This window comes from Paraburkholderia sp. GAS206C (genome assembly GCF_050435645.1).
GTDB classification, from domain to species: Bacteria; Pseudomonadota; Gammaproteobacteria; order Burkholderiales; family Burkholderiaceae; genus Paraburkholderia; species Paraburkholderia phenazinium_B.
The window spans coordinates 303,424-322,998 of sequence record NZ_JBNDKR010000006.1 but is presented as its reverse complement, the minus strand read 5'-3'; the positions used below and the strand labels follow the sequence as shown (position 1 = coordinate 322,998).

General features: G+C 63.1%; 17 protein-coding genes. 4 read left to right on the top strand and 13 right to left on the bottom strand.

Features of this window, described 5'->3' with window-relative positions; genetic code table 11:
• The first annotated feature begins 103 nt into the window (after positions 1-103).
• On the top strand, positions 104-1,972 hold the full coding sequence (locus P3T20_RS18730) for a putative bifunctional diguanylate cyclase/phosphodiesterase (RefSeq protein ID WP_074265020.1): 1,869 nt from the start codon (positions 104-106) through the stop codon (positions 1,970-1,972).
• A 48-nt stretch (positions 1,973-2,020) separates the two neighbouring features.
• Positions 2,021-3,478, top strand: a complete 1,458-nt coding sequence (locus P3T20_RS18725; protein ID WP_074265021.1) for an HDOD domain-containing protein — start codon at positions 2,021-2,023, stop codon at positions 3,476-3,478.
• Positions 3,479-3,560: 82 nt separating this feature from the next.
• On the opposite strand, the gene P3T20_RS18720 is transcribed toward P3T20_RS18725, so the two are convergent.
• On the bottom strand, positions 3,561-4,970 hold the full coding sequence (locus P3T20_RS18720) for an EAL and HDOD domain-containing protein (RefSeq protein WP_429287520.1): 1,410 nt from the start codon (positions 4,968-4,970) through the stop codon (positions 3,561-3,563).
• Between the two features lie 273 nt (positions 4,971-5,243).
• On the opposite strand from P3T20_RS18720, the gene P3T20_RS18715 reads away from it, so the two are divergent.
• On the top strand, positions 5,244-5,981 hold the full coding sequence (locus P3T20_RS18715) for an acetoacetate decarboxylase (protein ID WP_074265023.1): 738 nt from the start codon (positions 5,244-5,246) through the stop codon (positions 5,979-5,981).
• 177 nt (positions 5,982-6,158) lie between these two features.
• Here the strand turns inward: P3T20_RS18715 and astE are convergent, their stop codons facing one another.
• From astE to P3T20_RS18665, 10 genes are all read right to left on the bottom strand, one after another.
• A complete protein-coding gene (gene astE / locus P3T20_RS18710; protein WP_429287519.1) occupies positions 6,159-7,220 on the bottom strand; it encodes a succinylglutamate desuccinylase in 1,062 nt (353 codons plus the stop codon).
• Positions 7,204-8,544, bottom strand: a complete 1,341-nt coding sequence (astB, locus tag P3T20_RS18705) for an N-succinylarginine dihydrolase (protein ID WP_074265025.1) — start codon at positions 8,542-8,544, stop codon at positions 7,204-7,206. Before astB ends, astE begins: the two co-directional genes overlap by 17 nt.
• Positions 8,545-8,553: 9 nt before the next feature.
• Positions 8,554-10,017 (bottom strand): succinylglutamate-semialdehyde dehydrogenase, encoded by a 1,464-nt coding sequence (astD, locus tag P3T20_RS18700; RefSeq protein ID WP_074266108.1) that lies wholly within the window; start codon positions 10,015-10,017, stop codon positions 8,554-8,556.
• Positions 10,018-10,019: 2 nt separating this feature from the next.
• A complete protein-coding gene (gene astA, locus P3T20_RS18695; protein WP_429287518.1) occupies positions 10,020-11,060 on the bottom strand; it encodes an arginine N-succinyltransferase in 1,041 nt (346 codons plus the stop codon).
• Positions 11,057-12,121, bottom strand: a complete 1,065-nt coding sequence (gene aruF / locus P3T20_RS18690) for an arginine/ornithine succinyltransferase subunit alpha (RefSeq protein ID WP_074265027.1) — start codon at positions 12,119-12,121, stop codon at positions 11,057-11,059. The genes astA and aruF overlap by 4 nt, the downstream gene beginning before the upstream one ends.
• 31 nt (positions 12,122-12,152) lie before the next feature.
• The gene (locus tag P3T20_RS18685) at positions 12,153-13,388 is read right to left on the bottom strand and encodes an aspartate aminotransferase family protein (RefSeq protein ID WP_429287517.1); all 1,236 of its coding nucleotides are present in this window, start codon (positions 13,386-13,388) and stop codon (positions 12,153-12,155) included.
• A 136-nt stretch (positions 13,389-13,524) separates the two neighbouring features.
• Positions 13,525-14,577: a GlxA family transcriptional regulator gene (locus tag P3T20_RS18680; RefSeq protein WP_429287516.1), complete on the bottom strand. Its 1,053-nt coding sequence runs from the start codon at positions 14,575-14,577 to the stop codon at positions 13,525-13,527.
• A 31-nt stretch (positions 14,578-14,608) separates the two neighbouring features.
• Positions 14,609-15,433, bottom strand: a complete 825-nt coding sequence (locus P3T20_RS18675; protein WP_143787523.1) for an ABC transporter ATP-binding protein — start codon at positions 15,431-15,433, stop codon at positions 14,609-14,611.
• 49 nt (positions 15,434-15,482) lie between these two features.
• Positions 15,483-16,196: an ABC transporter permease gene (locus P3T20_RS18670; RefSeq protein ID WP_074265031.1), complete on the bottom strand. Its 714-nt coding sequence runs from the start codon at positions 16,194-16,196 to the stop codon at positions 15,483-15,485.
• Between the two features lie 13 nt (positions 16,197-16,209).
• On the bottom strand, positions 16,210-16,899 hold the full coding sequence (locus P3T20_RS18665) for an ABC transporter permease (protein WP_429287591.1): 690 nt from the start codon (positions 16,897-16,899) through the stop codon (positions 16,210-16,212).
• Between the two features lie 351 nt (positions 16,900-17,250).
• On the opposite strand from P3T20_RS18665, the gene P3T20_RS18660 reads away from it, so the two are divergent.
• Positions 17,251-17,862 carry a class I SAM-dependent methyltransferase gene (locus P3T20_RS18660; protein ID WP_074265033.1) on the top strand — a complete coding sequence of 204 codons (612 nt, stop codon included), beginning with the start codon at positions 17,251-17,253 and terminating at the stop codon, positions 17,860-17,862.
• Here the strand turns inward: P3T20_RS18660 and P3T20_RS18655 are convergent, their stop codons facing one another.
• On the bottom strand, positions 17,863-18,819 hold the full coding sequence (locus P3T20_RS18655; protein ID WP_429287515.1) for a patatin-like phospholipase family protein: 957 nt from the start codon (positions 18,817-18,819) through the stop codon (positions 17,863-17,865). It lies immediately after the preceding gene.
• A gap of 17 nt (positions 18,820-18,836) precedes the next feature.
• Positions 18,837-19,394 carry an outer membrane protein assembly factor BamE domain-containing protein gene (bamE, locus tag P3T20_RS18650; protein ID WP_074265035.1) on the bottom strand — a complete coding sequence of 186 codons (558 nt, stop codon included), beginning with the start codon at positions 19,392-19,394 and terminating at the stop codon, positions 18,837-18,839.
• Positions 19,395-19,575 lie beyond the last annotated feature (181 nt).

Genomic DNA, 19,575 nt, shown 5'->3' with positions numbered 1-19,575 from the left:
ATCTCGTTCTGATGGGCGGCTTCATGCCTCTCGACCACCCGCGCTGAACCGGCGGGACCGAGCCGGGCCGCCCGCAGACGAAAACGGGTTGCCAGCGAGAAACATGGAAGCGAACAGGATCACCGCGCCCCGCCGGGGCTCCTTGCGTACGGTCATCGAGCGGGTCCGTGCGTTAGGGCGCCGCCCGGAAGGCTTACCCCAACCGAGCGCAAGCCGCTCCCCCCTCGAGCAGGCCGTCGGTGCGGTCGACCTGCTTGCTCACGTCGACCGGGAGTTGCGCTTCCTCTACGTGTCCGAGGCGAGCCTGAGATTCATAGGCTACCACCGGGAATACTTACAGACCATTACACTGCACGACATCGTCGCGCCCGCCGACGCCGAACGCCTCGACGCGCTGCTGGCCCGCGCCTCGGCCACCGGCAGCATCGAGAAAGCGACGCTCAGCCTGATCAAGTCGCTGACCTATCCGGTCACGGTTGAATTGCGCGTCGTGCGCAACAGCCACGACGGTGTCGAGGGCTTTGCGATTGCCGGCTTCGACGTGTCGGCCTGGCGCGCCACTGAAGAGCGCCTCACGCACGCCTTGCACCACGATCGCCTGACGGGCCTCGCCAATCAGTCCGCGCTGGTGCCGGCGCTGCTCGACGCCCAGCAGCAAGCCGACGCGCACGGTACGCCGGCCGCCCTGCTGCTGCTCGACATCGACGATTACCAGCGCGTGAACCGTGCGCTCGGCTACGACGCCGGCGACGACATGCTGCGCGAAACCGCCCGACGCATCTCGAACACCACCTCCGTGAGCGACCAGATCGCCCGGGTGGCGAGCGACGAATTCGCCATCCTCATGCCGGTCGCAGCCAGCCGTACCTATGCCGTGGCGGCCGCTGAAGCGCTGGCGCGGCGTCTTCTGACCGCCATCCAGCAGCCATACGTGTTCAACGGCCAGCAGGTGCATCTGTCGGCGAGCATCGGCATTGCGCTCTATCCGGACGTGCGCCATGTCAACGACACCGCGGGCCGCGACAACAACCTGCTGCGTTGGGCCGACCACGCGCTGCTGCAGGCCAAGGCAGCGGGCGGCAACACCCTGGCGTTCTATGTGCCGGACGACGACCCCGCCGACGCCGAACGCCTGAAGCTCGAAGCCGATCTGTACGACGCCGTGCGCAACGGCGAATTCTCGCTGCACTTCCAGCCGATCACCAGCAGCCAGAGCCATGGCGTGGTGGGCGTGGAAGCGTTGATCCGGTGGCTACATCCGGTGCATGGCCTCGTACCGCCGTCGATGTTCATTCCGCTCGCCGAATCGGTCGGGCTCATCAATTACCTTGGCAACTGGGTCCTCAAGATCGCCTGCATGCAGTTGATCCAGTGGGACATGCGCGGCATCAGGATGCAGTACGTCGCGGTCAATGTGTCGCCGCAGCAGTTCCGCGACCCGCGTTTCAAGGACAGCGTGCGCGAGGCCATCGAACTCACCGGGATCGACCCGCGCCGTCTCGTGTTCGAGATCACCGAAAGCCTGCTGATGCACGACCCGGCGCACGCGAAGGGCCTGCTGGAAGAGCTTACCGCGATGGGCATCCGCTTCGCGGTCGACGACTTCGGCACCGGCTACTCGAGTCTTGCGTACCTGCAACGCTTTCCCTTAGCGAAACTTAAGATCGACCGGAGTTTCGTCGAGAATCTGCTAACCTCCCGTAATGATCAGGCCATCGTTAGCGCGGTCGTGGGACTTGCGCAAACGCTAGACCTGGAGCTGGTCGCAGAAGGCGTGGAAACCGAGGAACAACGCACCCTGCTGACCGAAATGGGATGTGATCATATTCAGGGCTGGCTCGTCTGCAAGGCGTTGCCGTCCGAGGAACTGGCGCAGCGTTTCGAAGCACACACGTTGCACCTGCATGCGTCTTCTCATGCGGGCCCGGCGGACCCGGAAGAACTGGCGCACCTGCATCGAACACCGGCATGACGCCGGTCTGCGACTCAATGGAATACGTATGGCTTTAGCGGGAATCACATGGTAAAGGCAGCGGTGCTCGACAGGCTCTGGTCTCGAATGAGCGAGCGCGGCGATTTCCCCATGCTGTCGCAATCGCTGCGCACAACCATGGCTGCAATGAACAACGACGACCTCGACTTCACAGGTCTCGTGCAGGTCGTGTTGTCCGATTTTGCGTTGACCCAGAAGGTGCTGCGCCTCGCCAACTCGGCGATGTACATGGCCTTCGGCGGAAATATCACCACCGTGTCGCGCGCCTTGATGGTGCTCGGGATGGACGCGGTCGGCCACCTCGTGGTCGGCCTGAAGATCGTCGATCACTTTCATCACAGCGTGCCGCGCCGCATCGACGCGAAACTCGAACTGAACCGCACGCTGCTGTCGGGCTGCGTCGCCCGTAAGCTAACCGAGCGCGGCGACCTGCGCGCCGGCGAAGAAGCCGTCGTCTGCACGCTGATGCGCCAGATCGGCAAGCTGCTCGTGGTGTTCTATCTCGACGCCGAGTGGGACCAGATCCGCCGCCTGGTCGACACCAATATCGAGGAAAGCGAAGCCTGCATCACCGTGCTAGGCGTCACGTTCGACGAGATCGGCGAGGAAGCCGCGGTGCGCTGGCGCCTGCCCGACATGATCCGCTCCGGCATGGGCGAGTTCGATCCGCACGACACCGAAGAGTCCCGCCAGGTGCAATGGCTGCGCGCCATCACCAACTACTCCACCGAAGTCGCCGCCGTGCTGACCACGCCGAACATGTCGGACTGGCAGCGCGAGGCACGCATCGCCGAGCTCGCACACCGTTACGGCCGCGCGCTGAACACCGACCCCGAAGTGCTGCTGGAAATGAGCGTGGCGCTCGCCCGCGAAGAAGACGGCGAAGGCGTGATGCGCGAGATTGTGGAGCTGCGCGCCAACGCCGACGCGATTGCCCGCGAAGCGCTCGATCCCGAGGCACGCATCGCCGCGGGCGTCGAAGATCTGCGGGCGCTGAAAGCAGGTAGCGCACTCGGCCCGGCGCTGGCCATGGCCACCGAAACGGTGCACGCCGGTCTCGGCTTCGCGCGTACCGTCATGTTCGTACGCCACAGCAGCGGTACGTTCAAGGCGCGTATGGGATTCGGACCAAAGATCGAGGCTGCCCTGCCCGGTCTGACGTTCAACACCGCGTTCGAGCCCGACGTGTTTCATCTCGCGATTGCGAACTCCGTGGGCATCTTTATAGAAAATGCGCGCGACCCGAAGATGGTGGCGCGGCTGCCCGAATGGTTCCGGCGTAGTTTCGCGGATACTCGCTCGTTCGTGCTGCTGCCGGTGATGGGCGAGAATCAGACGACGGTCGCGCTTCTGTACGGCGACTGGTGCCAGGCCGACGAGGCACGGCGGATCTCGCAGGGCGAGATGGCAGCGTTGAATGAACTGGCGCGGGAGTTAGGGCGTTTTTTTTCCCATGCGCCGATGCAGGAACTGGAGATGCTGTGAAGGAGTGAGCGGCCCGGCTCATTGCCAGGCTGCAGCGCCGCGGACCGAAGTCCGGACCCGGCAGCGCACTCCCCGATCGGGTTTAGTCCTCGATCCGCTCCAGACCTTTTGCCTCGGCGCTGCGATCCGCAACGCCTGCCCACGCCGCCGCGACGAGTCCCAGTTCGGCGACTTCGCGCACCGTCAACGGTGCCAGCTCCGCACACACGCTTTCAATTTCTTTCCATTCACCGCGCTCGAGCGCATCGACCACCGACAGCAGCAGACCCAGCACGCCTTCGCGACGCAGGATCGCCGCCTGAATCGGCTTCGAGAGCGTCAACACATTGAGCGTGTTCTCGATCGAGCCGCCGAACACCGCATCCACGAACGAAAACACGCCCGTCAAGAACGCTGCATCGGCTTCGTCGCGGCCGGCCTTCGGCAGACGCAGCACCGCCAGTTCCATGAAACGTGCGCGGGTGGCAGCGAGTTGCAGCAGCGGGTCGTCTTCCAGCGCGACCTTGCGGCCGTCCGCATACAACAGTAACTGGGTCCAGCGGGCAATCCGGTTGGTGCCGGTCGCATTGATCGCTTCGCGCAGCGTGGTCACCTTGTGGCCGACCGCAAGGCCGCTCGAATTCGCCAGCTTCATCAGATGCATCACGAGCACCGGATTGAGCTTCAGTTCGGCTTCGAGCTGCGCGACCGTCGGGTCGCCGGCTAGCAACTGCAGCAGGTTCAGCAATGCGTGGCGCGGCGCACTCACCTTGCGCAACGTCGCGGTCTGCGCGCGCGCGAAGTAATAGCCCTGAAATTTGTCGAAGCCGAGATTGAGGGCGGTTTCGAAATCCTCCTGTGCTTCGATGCCTTGGGCAATCAACAATTTGCCCGCCGATTTCAGCACGGTGGAAAGCTTCGGCAACAGCGCGCGGGAGATGTGCGGAAGATCGATTTTCACGCGCTCGGCATAGGGCAGCAGGCGCGCAAACGTGTCGCTCGGAACCACCACGGCATCAAGCACGAAGCGGTAGCGCCGCGCATGCAGCACGACGATTCGCGCAATCAGCTCGTCGTCCACTTCGATATCCGGCTGGAGCTCGAACAGGAAACGCTCAGCCGGCAGGAGTTCGAGCGCCTCGTCGAACAGCATCTCGCGGCTGACGTCCAGATGGGCAAGGTGGCCGGCCAACGCTCCGCGCACGCCCGAATGCATCAGCGCGGTGACGACGGACTGCGTGAAGGTAGGCTGCACGACAGCGCGCGGTTCGTCTTCGGCAGCGGCGGCCGCGGTTGCGTCATCGGGCACGGTATGCCCGGTTGCGTCAGTACTGGCTGCGGCGTCGCCTGCCGGCGCTTCGCTCACACAATGAAGCTTGAGTTCGTAGCCGCATAGCATGCCGTCGCGATCGAGGATCGGCTGGCGGGCGAAACAAGGCTTGACTGATGCGCCGTCAGCCCGACCGGGCTCACCGCCGGCCCGACTCGGATCGTCGACTTCGATGCTGGACATTCCATTCCCCCGATAAGCGCCCTGGCGCTTCCTGCTGTTTTTTGCTTCTCACATGGCGTGCGATCGGACCCGAAATCGGGCTGAGAGCGCCGCATGACGCCGCTTTGCGACGTTCTTCGATTTTAGCGCAGGCCGCTCCCCTCAGGCACGGCTATGCGCGATTTTCAAAAAATATTCAATTCCCGCAACGAGAATGCGAGCAAGTCGCGAATCGACGATACTCTTGTGCAGTGCAGAAGCGTTCCAACCCGCGATTAACCACCAAGGAAAACCATGGACGTCAAAAGCGTGCTAGACAATGCCTTCGCCATGCCGATTACGAGCCCGGCGTTCCCGATCGGCCCCTACCGGTTCATTAACCGGGAATTCCTGATCATCACGTACCGCACCGACCCGGCCAAGCTGCGCGCCGTCGTGCCCGAGCCGCTGGAAATCGGCGAGCCGCTGGTGCACTACGAGTTCATCCGCATGCCGGACTCGACCGGCTTCGGCGACTACACGGAAAGCGGACAGGTGATTCCGGTGTCCTATAACGGCGTTGCCGGCAGCTACACGCTGGCGATGTATCTCGACGACCATCCGCCGATCGCAGGTGGCCGCGAACTGTGGGGCTTCCCGAAGAAGCTCGCCAAGCCGGTACTCGAAGTGCATACCGACACGCTCGTGGGCACGCTTGACTACGGCCCTGTGCGCATCGCCACCGGCACGATGGGTTACAAGCATCGCCAGCTCGATCTCGTGCAGCAGAAGAAGCGCCTCGAAGCGCCGAACTTCCTGCTGAAGGTCATGCCGCACGTCGACGGTACGCCGCGTATCTGCGAACTGGTCCGTTATTACCTGCAGGATATCGACCTCAAGGGCGCATGGACCGGGCCGGCTGCGTTGCAGCTGTCGCCGCACGCGCTCGCGCCGGTTGCGGAATTGCCGGTGCTGGAGATTGTCGAAGCGCGCCATTTGCTGGCGGACCTGACGCTGGGTCTCGGCGAAGTGGCGTTCGACTATCTGAAGTAGGCGCAACTGCCGGATGGCGGATGGTGGTGCATCAGAGGCAACGGCCGCGGGGGCGGCCGTTGTGATTTTGCAGCACAACCGGTCACGAGGGCGGACCGGCCGCGAGGGCGGGATTGTACAAGGTGTGGGGAATGCGGCGATGGGCCCATCGCCGCAACGTGAAGTACGGCGGATTGTTCAGGCAAGCGCTGCGAGCGTCTCCCCGGTCGTCTCGATCACCAGCAATCCGGCGCGCAAACCCGGCTTCACGGTGGGATTCGGAAACACGATGCGCTCTTCGGCATGACGCACCACATAACGATAATCGCCATCGCGCGCGAGCAGCGTGCCCTGCCCAAATGGCGTGAAGTTCGGCACATCTGCTGCGACCAGTAGTTCGAACGCATCGCTTTGCTTCGTGATCTGATCGATCACCGTGAACACGCGCGGCAAAGGTGCGCTTGCGTTGTCTTCAACGCCAGCCAGCAGATCACGCAGTGCCCTATCCGCGCCGGCGAAACGCGCGAGGTCGTTCTGGCCGAACGGCCGCACCTTACCGAGCTCCAGCGTGCAAGCTTCGGCACCACACACTTGCGCAGTGAAATGCGAGTACGTGTTGCCCTTCGTCGTGTGGAGCAGCACCGCCGAAATGGAGGCATCGCGCAACCATTCGAACATCGCCCGCGAGAGCGGCGCACCGGTGTGCGGCAGCAGCGCAAACTGCTCGAAGACCGACGCGCGAATCGCCGTATGCATGTCGACGTGCCAGCGGGCGCCTGGTACATCGGAGGCATCGGCGAAGAATTGTGTCGCTACGTGCTCCAGTGCAATCGCACGCGGCGCCTCGCGACTATTCGGCACCTGAGCATGCCGACCGCTGAAGAGCCGATTCAGGTCGTCGTCAATATAACGGCAGCCGGCGCGCATCGCGGCGACGTTGCCCAGTATCACCAGCAGACGACACGTCAGCGCGGTCCGCCCTTCGGCGATATCGCGCACCACCCCCGACAGCAGTTCGATCGGTGCAGTCTCGTCGCCGTGCACACCGGCCGAGGCCAGCACGCTTTGCTTGCCCGAAGCCTCAGCAGGTTCGAATTGCAGGATGCCTTCGTCAAGCCACGTCCAGCGTACGCCATTTGCGCACACGCCCTTGGCTTCACCCGCTGACGGCTGCGTGCCCGCTAACGTGTAGGCAAGAAAATCACTCAACAGCGCATTGCGCGGGTCGTGTGTCATGCCGTGCTCAGCGCTGGAAGTCATACAACGAACCCAGCCCGAGAATCTGCGTCAACTCATCCAGCGCCGTGCGCGATTCGAGCAGCAGGCTCGGATCGGTCAGATCGGCCGGCGCGAGGCGGTCGCGATAGTGCTTTTCGATCCACGCATCGAGCCGGCCAAACAGCGTGTCGGTGATCCACACGCCGGGCGTAACCGCCGCGCGTTCAGCCTCGCTCAACACCACCCGCAAACGCAGGCAAGCCGGGCCGCCGCCGTTCTTCATACTCTCGCGCAGGTCGAACACCAGCACGTCGTCGATCGGGCCGCCGTGCGAGGTCAAGCCGTCCAGATACTCTGCCACCCGTGGGTTTTCGCGGCATTCCTGCGGCACGACCAGCACCTGCTTGCCGTCGGGGCGCGTGAGCAACTGGCTGTTGAACAGATACGACGTCACCGCATCGCTCACACCCACCCGCGCGTCCGGGACCTCTATCACGTCGAACTTCGCATTGAGCTTGCCAAGCTTCGCTCGCAGCTCGTCGTACACCGCTTGCTGCTCGACAAACGCCAGTTCGTGACAGAACAGCGTGTTGCGATTGCCGACCGCAATCACGTCGTTGTGAAACACCCCAGCGTCGATCACATCGGGATTCTGCTGCGCATAGACAGTCGCCGCTTCCGCAAGCCCATGACGCTGCGCTACCGCGCGGCTCGCCTCGAAGGTTTGACGCGCCGGATAGCGCTTCGGCTCCGGTCCACGCCGATATTCGCTCCGGCCGTAGACGAAGAATTCGACGCCACGTGTGCCATATTCCGCACAAAAGCGCGTGTGATTCGCCGCGCCTTCATCGCCGAGTGCCGGCGTGCCAGGCAGCGCTTCATGCACTTCGAACCGGTCGCGCTCCGCGAAGATCGCGCGCAGCGTGCGGCGCGTCGACTCGTGTTCGATGGCACGATGCAGCTTGCTACACAGATTGGCCGGCGTGAAATGTACGCGGCCGTCTTCGGTATCCGCCGATGGGCTCACCGTGGCGGCATTCGCTGTCCACATCGCCGATGCCGAACTGGCTGCGGCCAGCAACTCGGGCGCATCTTTCGCGACACGCGCAATCACCGTCGCGTCGTCGCCGGAAAAACCGAGTTCGCGCAACAGGCGCATCGACGGCCGCTCTTGCGGCGGCAGCACGCCTTGATGGAAACCGAGTTCAGCAAGCTGCTTCATCTTGCGCAGGCCCTGCTTTGCAGCGGCCTTCGGATTGGCGACGGACTTCTCGTTGTTCTGCGACGCGACATTGCCGAACGACAACCCGGCGTAGTTGTGCGTCGGGCCGACGAGGCCGTCGAAATTGGCTTCAGTGGCTTGCATCGTCGATCCTCAGAAATGAAGGCCCGGCGACACACTCGCGGGCATTTGCAGTTGCGCGCTTTCGACAGAGGCCATCGGATAGGCGCAGTAGTCGGCAGCGTAATACGCGCTCGGACGGTTGTTGCCCGAGCGTCCCGTGCCGCCGAACGGCGCCGCGGACGACGCACCATTGGTCGGCCGGTTCCAGTTGACGATACCGGCGCGGATCGTGCGCTGGAAGTGCGTCCACAGGGTTTCGTCGTCGGCAAGAAGGCCTGCGGACAAGCCGAAGGCCGTATCGTTGGCGCGCTCGATCGCGTCATTGAAATTCGCATAGCGAATGATTTGCGCAAGCGGGCCGAAGTGCTCTTCGTCGGGCAGGTCGTGCACGTTCGTCACATCGAGAATGGCCGGTGTGACGAAGCCGAGTTGCGGGTCGCGTTGCTCCATCGTCAACAGGGACCGGGCACCGGCTTCGAGCAGATGCGCCTGCGCGCCGACGAGGCGTGCGGCCGCCCGCGCCGAGATTACCGCGCCCATGAACGGCTGCGGCTCGGCGTTGTATTCGCCCACTGTGATACGTGAAGTCACATCGGCAAGACGCTCGATAAAGCGGTCGCCGAAGCTGTCATTCGGCACGAGGATACGACGTGCGCAAGTGCAGCGCTGCCCTGCCGACAGGAAAGCGGATTGAATCGTGTGATGCACTGCTGCGTCGATATCCTCAACCGGTCCGATCACGAGCGGATTGTTGCCGCCCATCTCCAGCGCCAGCACGATTTCCGGACGGCCGCCGAACTGCTTGTGCAGCAACGTACCCGTGTCCGAGCTGCCGGTGAAGAACAGCCCGTCGATCTGCCGGTGATTCGCCAGCGCGATACCGGTATCTTTCTCGCCCTGCACGAGGTTCAGCACGCCCGCCGGCAAGCCGGCGTCGCGCCACACTTCCACAGTCGCACGGGCGACACCCGGCGCGAGTTCGGACGGCTTGAACACCACCGCGTTACCAGCGATCAGCGCAGGTACGATATGCCCATTCGGCAAATGCCCCGGGAAGTTATACGGCCCGAACACCGCTACCACACCATGCGGACGATGCCGCAGCACAGCAGTGCCGTCTGCCATCGCTGTGCGCTTTTCGCCGGTGCGCTCGTTGTACGCCTGAATCGAAATCTCGACCTTGGCCGCCATCGACGCCACCTCGGTACGTGCTTCCCACAGCGGCTTGCCGGTCTCACGGCCAATCGCTTCGGCCAGCGCTTCCTTGCGCTCGGTCAGCAGCGCAGCGAAACGGCGCACAATGCCGCAGCGATCTTCAAGACTCAACGTCGACCACGTTGCAAACGCATCGCGCGCGCTGCGCACTGCAAGGTCCACGTCTTCAGCAGATGCGCTGTGGCCTTCCCACACCGTCGCACCCGTGCCGGGGTTGCGCGAGGTGAATACGTGTCCTGTGCCGGCGGCCCATTCGCCGTCGATGAAAAGCTCAGTCATGATCATCCCTGTTTATGTTTCAGCGGCAGCACCCGTACCGGGTCGCCGGCCTTCACGTCGAGCGCCGCGGCTTCGTCGGCGGCAAGACGGAACACGCCGTCCTTCGGCACGCCTGCCGCAACGCCGACGCGGAAATCGCCGAGCGAAGTATTCGACACCAGCGACCTCGGCCCATCCTGCGGCGCGGGCGTTGCCCCCAGCGCGAAGATTTCGACCGGCACCACCACACTCTCGCGGACCGTGCGCAAGTCGGCGATATGGCATTCGAGCACCGGACCCGCGTCGAAAATATCGACGTGATTCTCGTAACGCAGCCCTTCGGATTCGAGCATCCGGCGCGCGGGAATCGTGTCGTTATGCGTCAGGCCGACGCAATCCTGCGCCTCCTGCGGCAACAGCTCGACGTACACCGGATAGCGCGGCATCAGCTCGGCGAGAAACGCCTTGCGGCCATGCGAGCTCAGATAGTCCGCGGCGTTGAAATCGATCTGGTAGAAATGCGAGCCCACTGCGCGCCAGAATGGCGAGGTGCCGTTCGCATCGAAATGGCCGCGCAATTCAGCGCACAGACGCTGTGGAAAGCGCTCACGGAACTGCGCGAGAAACATGAAGCGCGAGCGCGACAGCAAGCCACCCACGCCGCTCGTGCGGTAACGTGGGCTCAGGAACAACGAGCAGACTTCCGCGTAGCCGGTCAGGTCGTGCGAAATGTTGAGCGCATGCATGCGCGTCCAGATACCCAGATCCTGGCTCGCATGCACCACCGTGCTCACACGATAGTTGTAAAACGGCTGTTCCAGGCCGACCGAACTTTCGATGCCGCATACGCCAGCCACGTCGCCGGTGGCGGTGTCTTCCATCACGAAGAAGTAGCCGGCTTCATGCGGCGCGGCCTTGTCTTCCATCGTGCGGCGCGAACGCGCCACGCGCGCTGCGAGTGCATCGCGGTCAGGCTTGAACGTGGTGAGACCAGGGCCAGTCTCCTGAGCGAGCGCGACGAGCGCGTCCACATCGCCCGTCTGCACGACGCGAACGACGATCATTCTGCTTCTCCCGAAAGTTCGTAGGGATGCTCTTCGGCCGGCTGATGCAGCGCTACACAGCGCACCGGGTCGCCGTTCTGCACGCCAAGCGCGTCGCGCACCGCTAGCGGCAGCGGCGCGCCCATTGCCTTCTCGTCAGGTAAAGCGGCCAGCACGCAGCGGAAGTCGTCCGCGCGGTTGCTGGCGATCAGCCACGTGGTGCCACGCTCGCCGGCTGCCGCTTCGCGTACTGTCCTCATTTCATTGCGCCTGACACAGGCGCTGCGATCGATCTGAGCCGTCAACACCGGACCCGCATCGAAGATATCCACGAAGCGATCCGTTTCGAAGCCTTCCTCGAGGTGAATCTCATACGCGAGCAGCGCTTTTTCGTCCGGCTCGCCCAGCACACGCTGCGCCGATTCCGGCAACAGCGGCACATACACCGGATAGCTCGGCATCACTTCGGCGATAAAGGTGCGGCTACGGCCACCGGATTCGATTTCGATGTCCGCGAAATTGCGGCCGAAAAATTTGCGCCCCACTGCTTCCCAGAATGGCGACACGCCGTCGTCATCCGTCACGCCCAGCAGCAGCGAAAACACTTCGGAGGTGAAGCGCTTGCGATTGGCGGCGATATACATCATCCGCGAGCGCGACATCAGATGCGCGGCGGCGTCGCCCCGCAGCGACGGGTCGATATAGAAGCCCGCCAGCCGGCTCTTGCCGGTGAGCTCATGCGACATCGTCAGCGCGTGAATCTTGCGATTCACATGCAGTTCACGCGAAGCATGAATCAACGCGTCGTTGCGAAACGCATAGAACGGCTCCGAGTAACCGGCGGCGGCAACGATGCTCGCTGTGCCCAGCAGCTTGCCGGTCTCGCTATCTTCGAGCACGAACAGGTAAAACTCCTCGCCCGGAAAATCGACTTCCGCACGAAACGAGTCTTCGGACAGCGCGACGCGTGCTTCGAGCGCACGGCGGTCATGCGGCAGCGAGTGCAGCACGGGTTGAGCCGTGCGCGCCATATGTTCGAGCGCATCGAGATCGGCGAGGCGGCCGGGGCGTACGAAGAGCATCGTCGTTCCGTTGGTTGAGTGTGACGCCAGATTAACGGGCCGGCGCTTCAGCTGTCGCGCCGATCACTGCTTCTATTGCCTTTGCCAGACGCGCAAAACCTTCGCTCATGTCGTCGAGCGGCACGATCAGCGACGGCGCGAAACGCAGTACATCGGGACCCGCCATCAGCATGATCACGCCGTGCTGGCCCGCTGCCGTCACGAAGTCTTTGGCGCGGCCTTTGAAGGCATCGTTCAGTTCCGCGCCAATCAGCAATCCTTTGCCGCGCACTTCCTTGAAAATGCCGAAGCGCTCGTCGAGCTTCGCCAGATGGCCCTTCAGCGTCTCGCTGCGCGAACGCACGCCTTCGAGCAAATTCGGGTCGCTGATCAGTTCGACCACCTTGTCCGCAATCGCTGCACCGAGCGGATTGCCGCCGTACGTCGTGCCATGCACACCCACCTTGAAATGTGCGGCGAGTTCGTTGGTCGTCAGCATCGCGCCAATCGGGAAGCCGTTACCGAGCGACTTCGCCGTGGTCAGGATGTCCGGGGTCACGCCGGTGTCCTCGTACGCGTAGAAAGTGCCGCTGCGGCCCACACCCGTTTGTACCTCGTCAAAAATCAGCAGTGCGCCATACTGATCGCACGCCTCGCGCAGCGCTTTCAGAAACGCCGGATCCGCCGGAATCACGCCGCCTTCGCCCTGGATCGGCTCGACGATCACCGCACAGGTTTTTGCGCCGATCGCCTCGCGTGCGGCTTCGATATCGTTGTACGGCAGATGACGGATACCTTGCGGCACGGGACCAAAGCCTTCCGAATACTTCGGCTGACCGCCGACGCTCACCGTAAAGAACGTGCGGCCATGGAATGACTGCGTGAACGAAATGATTTCGTCCTTCTCGATACCGTGACGGTCGAAAGCGACGCGACGCGCCAGCTTCAGCGCCGCTTCGTTCGCTTCGGCGCCGGAATTGGCGAAGAACGCGCGGTCGGCGAACGTCAGCGCTTCGAGACGTTTGGCGAGACGCAACACCGGTTCGTTCGTGTAACCGTTACCAATGTGCCAAAGCTTGCTGCCCTGCTCGCTCAACACCTTCAGCAGTTCCGGATGCGCGTGGCCAAGCGCGGTGACGGCGATGCCGCCCGCGAAGTCGATATAGTCGCGGCCCTGCGTATCCCAGACGCGCGACCCGAGACCGCGGTCCGGCACGAAGGCGGCGGGAGAGAACACCGGCACCATCACTTCGTCGAAAGTCTGGCGTGTCACAGTCTGGTCGTTCATGGCAAATCCTCGTTACAGGTAGCGGGTAATAGCTTCAGTGTAGATAACCGCGTGTGAAACGTCTTGCTCATACGCGACGTGTTCTGTCGGGCTTGTTGCCGTCGCATGCTACATGGGTTGGCGGCATGGCCCATGACTAACGCGCCGTATCATCAGGACGCTCGATCAACGCGGCTGGCCGCGGTTCGCTCGATACCGTGCCCGTGGCACTCGTCTGCTTTTCGATCCAGTTACGACGGTCTTCACGCGGCGTCACGCCGAAACGCTCGCGATACGCGTTCGAAAAGTGCGCCGCCGACGAAAACCCACACGCGAGACTGATCTGCACCACCGATTTGCTGGTGCGCTGCAATTGCGTACGCGCCTTCGACAGACGCAGCCCCAGGTAGTATTTGGATGGCATCGAGCTGAGGTATTGGCGAAACAGCCGCTCCAGTTGCCTGCGCGACACGCCGACGAGGCCCGCGATTTCATCGCTGGTCAACGGATCTTCGATATTCGCTTCCATCAACAGCAAGGCATCGTTCAGACGCGGATGGCGTTCGCCCGGTGCCGTCACGTAGGGAATGCGTTGCCGCTCTTCACCGGCGCGCAACACGCCGACGCCGAGCGTATCGGCAATGCGGTCAGCGAGTTCGGGACCGTGGTCACGCGCGATCATCGCCAGCATGAAATCCACGGTTGCCTGGCCGCCCGCACAGGTGGCGCGGTCGCGGTCGATTTCGAAAATCTGCTGGGTGACGATCGAGCGTTCGAACTGCTCGGAGAACTGCTGATAGGTTTCCCAGTTGACGCTCACGCGATAACCGGACAACTGCCCCGCCATGGCAAGCCACCACACGCCATGATGGATGCCGGTGACGAGCGGCGTGCGCTGCCCGACCCGCGAGAGACTGGCAAGGAACAGACGGTAATCGGCGAACTGCTGAAACCGTTCGCTGACGAGGATCAGCCAGTCGCAGGAGATGGCATCGCCAAAGGCTGCATCAGCCGGCCATTGCGCGCCGCCCGCGAGCGGCACAGGACGGCCGTCCCACGAACACACCTGCCAGCGGTATAACGCGCGGCCATCGATCTCATTGGCGAGATTGAGCGCATCGACAATCGGCCCGACGCCCGACATCGACACCGGTGGCAATGCAACGATCGCCACCTGCGTGGTGCGGGTCGGACTGGACGGTCGAGCCATCGGCAAAGTAATGTATGACGCGCGGTGGGCGTTACTTCAGACTGCCGGAGAGGAACTGCTTCAGGCGTTCGCTGCGTGGCGCGCTGAGTACCTCGGCGGGCACGCCCTCTTCCTCCGTGCGGCCCTGGTGCAGAAACATCACGTGATTCGACACGTTGCGCGCAAAGCCCATTTCGTGCGTGACGACGATCATCGTGCGGCCTTCTTCGGCCAGCTTCTGCATGACCTTCAGCACTTCGCCGACCAGCTCCGGATCGAGCGCGGACGTCGGCTCGTCGAACAGCATCACATCGGGGTTCATCGCCAGCGCGCGGGCAATCGCCACTCGCTGCTGCTGGCCACCGGAGAGATGCGACGGATACTGCTTTTCCAGCCGCGGCGCGAGACCCACTTTCTCCAGATACTCTCGAGCGCGCTCTTCCGCTTCGCGACGCGACAGCCCAAGCACGTGAACCGGCGCCTCGATGATGTTCTCGATCACGTTCATGTGCGCCCACAAGTTGAAGTGCTGGAACACCATCGCGAGCTTCGTGCGGATGCGTTGCAACTGCTTGTGGTCGGCCACTTCCAGATTGCCACCGCGATCGGCCTTGGTACGCACCGTCTCGCCATCCACGACGATCTGCCCGGCGTTCGGCCGCTCCAGAAAGTTGATGCAGCGCAGGAACGTGCTCTTGCCCGACCCGCTCGCGCCGATGATGCTGATCACGTCGCCCTTGTTGGCGTTTAGCGACACGCCCTTGAGCACTTCGTTATCGCCATAGCGCTTGTGGATGTCCTGCACGGCGAGCTTGCAGGCTTCAGTCTGAGTCGTGTGGAGCAAGTCGCTCTCCCAAGGTGAATTCGAACCTGTCATGGAACATATAACAGGGGTGACGCGGTGACCCGCGGCAAAATCATGCCGCTCAATGCGGCCGCACCGCCAGATACGCCAGCCAGTGCCGCTCGGCGCGCCGGAACAACGCCACCAGCGCGAACGATACCGCAAGATAGATCAGCGCCGCGATACCGAACGCGCTGAACGAATCGTAGGTGGCCGAATTGGCGTCGCGAGCCACCTTGAGGATGTCCGGCACGGTCGCGGTGAAGGCTACGGTCGTGGCATGCAGCATCAGGATCACTTCGTTACTGTACAACGGCAGAGCACGGCGCAGCGCGGACGGCACGATGATGCGGCGGTACATGGTGAACCAGCTCATGCCGTAGGCGCGGGCCGCTTCCACTTCGCCGTGCGAGGTCGAACGGATCGCCCCCGCGAAAATCTCGGTCGTATAGGCACAGGTGTTCAACGCGAACGCGAGAATAGCGCAATGGAAACCGCTACGGAAGAACGCGTCGAGCAGTTGGTGCGAGCGCACGAACTCGAGGCTGTACATGCCCGTGTAGATCAGCAGCAACTGCACATACAAGGGCGTGCCGCGAAACACATAGGTGTAGATGCGCACCGGCGTAGACAGCCAGCGTTTCTTCGACACGCGCGCCACCGCCAGCGGGATTGAACAGACAAAGCCAATACCGATTGACGCCACCAGCAGCCACAAGGTCACCGCAAGGCCGGAGAGACGCTGACCGTCCCAGTAAAGAAAAGCCCGGCCGAATTGGGAAAGGATTTCGATCATCGTGTCTTTTCTCTCAGAGCTCGGCGTGCCGCACGCCAATCGAATAACGCTTCTCCAGCCAGATCAGGACGAGATTCGACACCGTGGTGATGGCAAGGTAGATCAGCGCGGCGATCAGGATGAAGAAGAACATGTTGAAGGTGCTCTTGCCGGCGTCCTGGGCGGCCTTGACGACGTCCGCGAGACCGATGATCGATACCAGCGCGGTCGCCTTCACCAGCACCTGCCAGTTGTTGCCAATACCTGGTAGCGCGAAACGCATCATCTGCGGGAACAGAATGCGCGCGAACACGCGCGCTCCGCTCATGCCGTAGGCTGCGCCCGCCTCGAGTTGACCGCGCGGTACTGCGAGGAACGCGCCGCGGAAGGTTTCGGTGAAGTACGCGCCGTAGATGAAGCCCAGCGTGATGACACCCGCCACGAACGGGTTGATGTCGAACTGCGGCAGATTCAATGCGTCGGTCAGGTCGTTGACCGCGATCTGGATGCTGTAGAACAGCAGCAACATCAGCACGAGATCGGGCACCGAACGGATCAGCGTCGTATAAGCCGTGCCGAGCGCACGCAGCGGCCGGTTGAACGAGAGTTTCGCCGCCGCACCGGCCAGCCCGAGCAGGACCGCCGCCGCGAGCGACAGGACCGACAGTTCGATCGTCTGGATCGTACCGGCGAGGAGCACCGGACCAAAGCCGTAAAGGAACACGTTTGTCTCCATCCAGGTGTCGGGGATTCAGGATTCAGGCATGGCGCGGATACTCGCAAGCGAAAAAGATTTGCTCAAACAGGCCGCCGCTGCCGTGTTGCGACGCAACATTGGACGATTCAGCGTGGTGACGGCGTAAAACGCCTGTTTTAGCGGGCGATAGGTGTTGGCAAGCGCGTTGGACCACGGGTGCACGCGTGGCGATTTAGCAAGTTTCGGGTCGCTTTTTCGATAGACGACGCGGCACAGGCCTGGGCGCGACTTGCAGTCACGATCAGGGCAAACCCCGCTACACTGCGGTTGCCTGGGGTGTATATCCCCGCCCGCACAACTCCCCCGAGGACTTCGAGCATGACTGCCCGTTTCGACTCCACGACGCTCGATGCCTACACGAAGGACGCCGCCCGTTACAGCCAGGAATGGCTGGACCAGCCGCCTCCGAACGACCTCTACGCATTGCTGGAAACGCATCTGGTGCCGCAAGGCACGACCGCCGAGATCGGCTGCGGCAACGGCCGCGATGCGGGATGGCTGGCCGAGCACGGCTACGAGGTCACTGGCTTCGACGCATCGCCGGGCCTGCTTGCCGAAGCGCGCCGTCTGCATCCGGAGATCGAGTTTCGCGAGGCCACCCTGCCGGCGCTCGAGGAGATCGAGGAACGTTTCGACAATATCGTCTGCGAGACGGTGATCATGCATTTGCCGGCCGAATCGATTCCTCTCGCCGTGGATAATCTCAGGCGCCTCTTGCGACCGAACGGCGTGCTGTATCTGTCATGGCGCGTCACCGAAGGCGAGGACACACGTCAGCCCGACGGGCGGCTGTACGCCGCCTTCGAGCCCAAAGTGGTCGTGGACGCGCTCGTCGACTGCGCGATTCTGCTATTCGAAGACGTGACGAGCGAAAGCTCGGGCAAGCGGATCTGCCGGGTCATTGCCTCGAAAAATCTCGGCGGCGTCTGATCACTCAATCCCTAGCCGGGCGCGAATCGCCGGCAGCATATGCTCGACCGCCGCACGCCCTTCCGCGATCGCCGGCGCCGCGCGGTGAAAATCGAAAATGCCCATGCCGCCCAGGCGCGGCTGAATCAGGATGTCGGCGGGCTCTCCCGCCATACGGCTGCGCGTGATCCGCACCTGCATGATGTCGATGCTCTGCGCGACCGAACTCAGCATCGACGGCACCCGGGCGCTCGGCTCGGGCGCGACGCGCACGTCGGCTGCCACCTCGTCCTCCGAAGGCGCGAGCCAGCGCGGCCACGGCTTGCCATTCTTGCGCAACGAACCGGGCGGCGGCGCGGTCGGATCGATCACCGGCGACGCTGCGGCGGTGAGGCCGCCGAAGTCGCGGCCATTGAGAATGTCGTTGTTCAGATCCACCGCGATCACGCAATCGGCACGCATGCCGCGCGCCACCGACACCGGCACGGGATTGCTCAGACCGCCATCCACGAGCCACACGCCGTTATGCCAAACCGGTGTAAAGATGCCGGGAATCGCGATCGACGCCCGCACTGCATCCACCACACTGCCGTCCTGCAACCATGTTTCGCGGCCCGAATCGAGTTCAGTCGCCACCGCGGCAAAAGGCATCTGCAACTGGCTGATCTCACGTCCGTTGAACCGGTTGGCGAACACCTGGATCACCTTGCGTCCACCCAGCAGGCCGCCGGAAATGCGCAGGTCGAGCAGGCGCAGCACCGTCTGCCACGTCAGACGCGACACCCAGTCCTCCAGCCAGTCGAGATCGCCGTTCGCGTAAACCGCCGCGACCAGCGCGCCGATCGAGGTGCCGCACACGACGTCCGGCTTGATGCCAGCGTCATGCAGCGCGCGGATGGCGCCGATATGCGCCCAGCCCCGCGCAGCGCCGCCGCCGAGCACGAGACCAATGCGCGAGTGAGCACGTCGCCGCAGCATGTTTTCTCCTTGTCGTCCTATCGTCCACGTATGACGTCGGAACGCGATGTCGTATAGACCTTGTGAAACGCATCGAAGTGCACGTTGAAGAAACCCTCTTCCGTCACGCCGCCCTCGCGCCACTTCCAGCTCCAGACGGTTTCGGGCTTGAGCGGAAACACCGCCACCTGGCCCGGTTTGCCGAGCAGACGGCGTACTTCGTCCTCGGTCATGCCGGGCTGGATCTTCGCGAAGTTGGCCGCGGTCAGCACCTGGGTAATGGCTTGCAGCTTGCCGTCACGGTCGATGTCGACCATATAGGTGTTGAGCCCCTGCGGGCCGCGCGGATATTCGAGGCGCTTCGAACCGTCGGTAAACGTGCGTTCGGTTTCCGGCTTGCCCATCTGGTTGCGAATTTCCGCCTCAGTCGTCACGCCGGGCGTGAGGCCCTTGAGCAACAGCGCGTCCGGCTTGATGGCGTTGAACAGTTCCTTGAGTTTTTGCACAGCACGTTGGCCCTGTTGGTCGTCGCAACCCGCCAGCGCGAGCGAAGCGGCCAGCACGGCGACGGTGAGCAATCGGTAGTTCGATGCCATCTGGGAAGTGGGGATACGGTCCGTTATGTGAAGGTTTAACGACAGGATAGCAAAAGCTCACCCGTGGACGCAGCGAGGCGGCCCGGCGGGCAGCCTCACCGGAAGGACAGCCATGCGGCGACGATGCAGCGCAGTGCGTCGCGCCTGCTACCGGCGAGACTCAACGGAACAAGGGACGGGG